5 protein-coding genes are annotated in these 5,564 nt (G+C 67.6%); 2 read left to right on the top strand and 3 right to left on the bottom strand.

Annotated features, from left to right (window positions below; translation table 11 throughout):
* Positions 1-165: 165 nt before the first annotated feature.
* Together ACO48X_RS10380 and ACO48X_RS10375 are read left to right on the top strand one after the other, a co-directional pair.
* Positions 166-1,131 carry an aldo/keto reductase gene (locus tag ACO48X_RS10380; protein WP_485002017.1) on the top strand — a complete coding sequence of 322 codons (966 nt, stop codon included), beginning with the start codon at positions 166-168 and terminating at the stop codon, positions 1,129-1,131.
* A gap of 314 nt (positions 1,132-1,445) precedes the next feature.
* Complete coding sequence (locus ACO48X_RS10375) at positions 1,446-3,035, top strand: hypothetical protein (RefSeq protein WP_485002016.1); 1,590 nt, start codon at positions 1,446-1,448, stop codon at positions 3,033-3,035.
* A 153-nt stretch (positions 3,036-3,188) separates the two neighbouring features.
* Here the strand turns inward: ACO48X_RS10375 and ACO48X_RS10370 are convergent, their stop codons facing one another.
* The 3 genes from ACO48X_RS10370 to ACO48X_RS10360 all read right to left on the bottom strand — a co-directional run.
* Positions 3,189-4,439 carry an L-lactate MFS transporter gene (locus tag ACO48X_RS10370; RefSeq protein WP_485002015.1) on the bottom strand — a complete coding sequence of 417 codons (1,251 nt, stop codon included), beginning with the start codon at positions 4,437-4,439 and terminating at the stop codon, positions 3,189-3,191.
* Between the two features lie 48 nt (positions 4,440-4,487).
* A complete protein-coding gene (locus tag ACO48X_RS10365) occupies positions 4,488-4,835 on the bottom strand; it encodes a hypothetical protein (RefSeq protein ID WP_485002014.1) in 348 nt (115 codons plus the stop codon).
* Between the two features lie 4 nt (positions 4,836-4,839).
* On the bottom strand, positions 4,840-5,564 hold a 725-nt coding region (locus ACO48X_RS10360), incomplete at its 5' end, for an acyl-CoA dehydrogenase family protein (RefSeq protein ID WP_485002013.1).

Genomic DNA, 5,564 nt, shown 5'->3' with positions numbered 1-5,564 from the left:
CGCGTTCGTCGCAACGGGATGCTTGCCTCCGAACCCAAAGCAAGCCACACGGCCGGGGCCGCGTTCGTCGCAACGGGATGTTTGCCTGCGAACCCAGAGCGGGCCGCGCAGCCCGGGCCGGCGGGTAGGCTTGAACAAAGGGCATCGACCCCAAAGGAGAAACAGATGAAGAACATCCCCCTCGGCTCGACGGGCGTCTCGATTTCGCCGATCACGCTCGGCGGCAACACCTTCGGCTGGACCTCGACGCGCGAGGAGTCTTTCGAGGTGCTCGACGCGTACCTCGCGGGCGGCGGAACGACGATCGACACGGCAGACGCCTACTCTGCCTGGGCGCCAGGCAACCGGGGCGGCGAGTCGGAGGAGACGATCGGCCAGTGGCTCGCGGCCCGCGGATACGCAAAGGGCACCGGGCGCGAGGGCGTCGTCGTCGCCACAAAAGTGGCCAAACACCCGCAATTCGAGGGACTCTCGCCTAAAAACGTCGCGGCGGCCTGCGACGCTTCGCTCGAGCGGCTCGGCGTCGACTTCGTCGACGTGTACTTCGCCCACTTCGACGACGACGCCGTCGCAATTCCCGATATGGCCGAAGCCTTCTCCGCGCTGGTCGACGCCGGAAAGGCACGAGCCGTCGGCCTGTCGAATTTCACGCCCGAGCGGATGGAGGAGTGGCTGCGCTGCGCCGAGGAAAACGGCCTGCACAAGCCGACAATCCTGCAGCAGCACTACAACCTGGTCAAGCGGAGGCGCTTCGAAGCCTCCTACCTGCCGCTCGCGCGTGAACACGGCATGGCTGCGCAAAGCTACTTCGCCCTGGCCTCCGGGTTCTTGACGGGCAAATACCGCAGCGAGGACGACGCCAAGGCGAATGCGGCGCGCGGAGGGGCGGCGGCCCGATATCTGACGGAGGAAGGGATCGCAGTGCTCGCGGCTCTGGACGACATCGCGGCCCAGCTCGGCGCGAGCCCGGCGAGCGTCGCCTTGGCGTGGCAGCACGCCAAGGGCGTGGATTCGCCGGTGGCCTCTGCCCGGACAGTCGGCCAGCTGCCCGATCTCCTGGCAGCCCTCGACCTGACGCTGACCGCCGAGCAGGCGGCAATCCTCGACGCGGCGTCCGCGCCGATGGCGTGAAGCCGGGCCTCCGCGGGGACTGGTCTATGGCGATCCCTCCGCCCGCGAGGCGGGGACACGGCACCGCGTCTCCCGCGGGGGACGCCATGCGCAGCTCACGGCTGCGTCGGACCGAAGACACGTCCTCGCGGCCCCGCGGGGCGCGAGGATCCGGGTTAGAGGTTCCCGTCCCCGCCTCAGAATGCGCACATCCCGCGAGCTCCGGTCTAAAGTGGCTGAGCGTGCGGTCCCGGCGTGTGCGGGTCCGGGACCGCATACGCCCGGTGCGGCTGGCCGCCGCGACGACGCCCGCACGAGGCGATTCGGAGAAGAGCATGGACTGTCCGCGAGGGAGCACAGAGCATTCGGAAGAGCGCGCGAATCGACGCGTCTACTCCCTCGGGGCGGGAACGGGCCCGGGCGACATACCGGGAAAGGCATGGGGCGTGCCCGACGTCGACGTGCGGGAGGCAGAAGGGTTTCTGGCGCGCAAGGCGCGGGTGAAGCGGGCGGAGTCCGGCGAATGCCGGATCATTTTGCGCCGATCCCCCGGCGTGAGAGTCTACGCCGCAGCCACCGTGGCCGTCGACACTTTCCTCCTCCTCGCGCTTTTCCTCCCGGCGGCCGCAGATGCGGTGAAAGCGGCGGCGTCGGCGGCGGCCGACAGGACGTTCCTCATCCTTCCGTACCTGTTTTTGGCTCTGTACGTCTTCAACCCCGTCGCATATCTGTGGAGCCTGAACGCCCTGCGCCACCGGACGGTTCTAAGCCAAAGCGGCATCGAGGTGCGGACCCTCGTGCGCAAGGAAGGGCTCCCGTGGCCCGCGACGCGTTCGGGTTTCGGCATGCTCGAACACGTTGCGAAAAGGACGTCGGGCGCGAACAGCCACGGGTACCAGCTTGTCCTCGTCAAAGGGACCTCCGACGACGTCGTCAGGCTGCCCGGCGGCAGATTCGACACCGAGAAAGGCTCGCCGCACGAAAAGGCGGGGCGAGCCGAAGCGGCGACAAGGCAGACCAGCGGCGCGAAGCGGCCAGCAGGCGACGCAGAGACGCCAGCGGACGGCGCAAAGACGCGAACCGGCGACGCCGCGAAAAGGCTCGCGGACACCGACAATCCGAAGATCCAGGCCAGGCTCGCCCTGGAGGGAATATGGTCTGTCGCCTCCAGACACGGGTGGATTCCCAATAGGAACAGCGCCAAAGCCGACCCCGCGCTCATACGCGCGCGAGCGGGCCAAGGCATGCATCGTGACAGCGCGCACCGCGCGAACGGCGAGGGCAGCGCGCACAATTTCCAAGAGCGCTCGGCAAACAGCCAAGGCCGCGCGGGCGGGCGCCGAGGCAGAGCGCGCAATCGCGCGGGCGGCCGAGCGGACCGGTTGGTTTTCGGCGGCCCGGACTTCCGGCGGGCAATCGAGGCGGCCCGCGACGACGGCGCGTCCGTCACGTGGGTCGCCGCAGCGCTGATCAGCGTCGGGGCGCTCGGCCTTTGGCTGACTCTGGGCAGCGCTGCGGTCAAGGCCGCGCTGTCCGCAGGCGTCCTCCTCCTGGGGATCGCCGTCCTCGTCAGCCCGTTGATCGCGGAAGTCCGGCGCCCTCGCCGAACCGTCGTGGGCCGCGAGGCCATCCACATCGACGGAAGGCCGCACGCGTGGCCCGACTCGCGTTACAGCCTGTTCACACTCGGCGACAGGGCGTTCCTGGCAGACCGCAAAGGACGGGCCGTTCCCCTGCTCGGCACCGGTTTGGCGCGGGGCGGATTCGGCAGACGCGAGGCGAAGGCCGCGGCCCAATGCGAGCAGATCTGGCAGTGGGGCGCGGCCAACGGCGTCGTCCGAGAAAGCGGCCGTTACACGCCCCTGCGAAACGCGGACTGGCAAACCGAACGCGAAATCGCCTCCGTGCGCTCGGGCATGCGGTGACTTATAGACGACGGGGGCCGCTTCACCCACTGTGGGTGAAGCGGCCCTCAGGTTGTGCCCCGAGCCGGTCTGCGCCGATCGCCTCAGCGCAAGAAAGAGGCCGCCGTTTGGCCGCTCCCCGGCCGGGAGCGGGAGCGGCCACTGGCGCCGCGGCTATTGCTGCGCCGCGGCTCGACGTTCAAGCCTTGCAGCCACAATCTGGTAGGCGATGGCCGCGCACAGGCCGACCGCCGCCGCAACGATGGCGATGACGAGCGCCTGCGAGTAGTCGCCGCCGTTGCGCTTGCCGATCTTGGCCCCCAGATTGGGTGCGAAGATTGCGGAGACCGCGAAGGCGCTGAAGGCGACTCCGTAGTTGATCCCCTGGTTCTTCGGGCCGAACTGGCTCATGACGAGGGCCGGCATGGTGCCCATGATCCCGCCGTACCCCATGCCGACGGCGAAGATGCCGAGAACGAGGGGCAGCACATTGTGGTCGCCCTTGCCGGCGATCAGCGAAATCAGGCCGAGGGCCGCGAGGATGAAGATGATCTGCACGGTGCGCACCCGGCCGATCTTGTCGGAGACGGTTCCGAAGCAGATCCGGCCCGCCAGGGAGGCGAAGGCGTAGACGGAGACGATGAAGGCCGCCTCAGACTTCGAATAGCCGAACATGCCCTGCGCGAGCGGGGAGGCGTTGGCGACGATGAGCAGGCCCGAGAAGGCGCCGCAGACGAAGATGACGAAGATGAGCCAGAACATGGGGGTCATGCACATCTGCCGCCAGTTGAAGTTCTTCGCCTCGGCCGCCGGGCCTCCGGACGCCGGGGCCGGAGGGGTCCAGCCCTCGGGCGCGTAGTTCGCCGGAGCCTGGCGCAGCGTGAGGGCGACGAGGACGGCGACCGCGAGGAAGGCGACGCCGAAGGCGCCCATCGTGGTGACGATCCCCCGGTCGTCGAGAATCCAGCGGGCCAGGGGCGCCATGACGATCGCGGCGCCGCCGTTGGCGCCGGTTATGAGGCCCGCGGCCATTCCCCGGCGATCCGGGAAGAAGCGCATCGTGTTGTTGAGCGCGGCGGTGTAGGCGAATCCTTGGCCGAGGCCGCCGATCACGCCGAAGCAGAGGATGAACATCGAGCCCGAGCCGGACAGTCCGCCGAGCAGCCATCCCAGCCCCCACAGGGTGCCTCCGGCCAGCGCGACGAGCTGGGTCTTGCCGCGGTCCACGAAGTAGCCTCCGAGGATCATCGGAATCGGCGAGATGGCGTTGAGTACGGAATAGGCCATGACGGCGTCGTCCGAGCCGAATTCCTTTTCCAGCGCCGTTTTAAGCACCGAGAAGATGTAGGTGCACCCGGTGGCGAAAACCAGCAGGCACGACGCCGCCAGAATCAACCACCGGTTGTATCGAACTTTTTCTGACATTGAATAACCTTTCAAGTGGAAGCCGCCGTCATGCGGCTTTCTCATCCATCACGCTCGCGAGCCTGCCCCGGGTTTCGGCAAAGCCCCCGGATCCGTCTCTTTGAGATCGTCGTCGATCTCCGGCGTGAATTCCATCTGGTCGAGGACGTCGCGCTGCAGGCCGATGCCCGGCGCGACCTCGCGCAAGGTCAGGCGCTCGCCGTCGAGCGTGAAAACTGCGCGTTCGGCGACGCAGAGAGCGCGCCGGCCGAATTTCGAGGCGGTCCGCCCCGAAAGGCCCGCCCGCTCAACGTCCTTGACAAATTTCTTTGCCTTGCCCTCGTTCGCAAGGGCCGCCCCTCCGGCGGCGCCGGAGGCAGGCTGCGCGGCCTCCTCGGCAAAAACGACGGCGGACATGGCTCTACTTCGTGTGCTCTTTGACGATCTGGCGGCCGACGACGTGCACCATGATCTCGTCGGTGCCGCCCCCGAAGCGGTGCCCGCGGGCGTCGCGCCACAGCCGCTCGATCCGCACACCCTCGGTCACGCCGATGCCGCCGTGGATCTGAAGGGCGTCGTCGCACACCTCGAAGGCGGCCATCGAGCAGTAACGCTTGCACATCGCGGCCTGCTTGCGGTCGAGCGTGCCGTTGTCCACCATCGAGGCCGAGTGGTAGATGAAGTTCTTCATGTTCTCGATCTTGATGGCCATGTCCGTCAGCTTCTCCTGCACCAGCTGGAACGAGCCGATCGGCTTGCCGAACTGCACGCGGGTCGCGGCGTACTCCGCGGCGTCCTTGAAGGCCGCCTCGGCCAGGCCAAGGGACTGGGTGGCCGTCATGATCCGCTCCAGCTCGAAGTTTTTCATGAGCTGCTTGAAGCCCTCGCCTTTGACGCCCACGAGGCAGGATTCGTCGACCTCGACGTCGTTGTAGTAGATCTCCGACGAATCCGCGGTGTGCCAGCACATCTTGGAGATCGGGGAGATCTCGATGCCGGGGGCGTCGGTGGGAACGAGGTACATCGAGATGGCGCGGCGCGGATCCTCGGCGTCGGGGTTGACGGCCATGGTCAGGAGGTACTTCGTGTCGGCGGCGTTCGTGATGAGGGTCTTCGTTCCGTTGAAGCGCACCTTTCCGTCCCGAT

It is taken from the genome of Peptidiphaga sp. (assembly GCF_057238965.1).
The sequence above is the reverse complement of the archived record's forward strand: the minus strand, read 5'-3'. Positions and strand labels throughout refer to the sequence as shown.

Bases quoted from the DNA above. Each gene is read 5' to 3' on its own strand.
- ACO48X_RS10380 (WP_485002017.1), top strand. From the start codon at position 166: ATGAAGAACATCCCCCTCGGCTCGACGGGCGTCTCGATTTCGCCGATC.
- ACO48X_RS10375 (WP_485002016.1), top strand. From the start codon at position 1,446: ATGGACTGTCCGCGAGGGAGCACAGAGCATTCGGAAGAGCGCGCGAAT.
- ACO48X_RS10370 (WP_485002015.1), bottom strand. From the start codon at position 4,439: ATGTCAGAAAAAGTTCGATACAACCGGTGGTTGATTCTGGCGGCGTCG.
- ACO48X_RS10365 (WP_485002014.1), bottom strand. From the start codon at position 4,835: ATGTCCGCCGTCGTTTTTGCCGAGGAGGCCGCGCAGCCTGCCTCCGGC.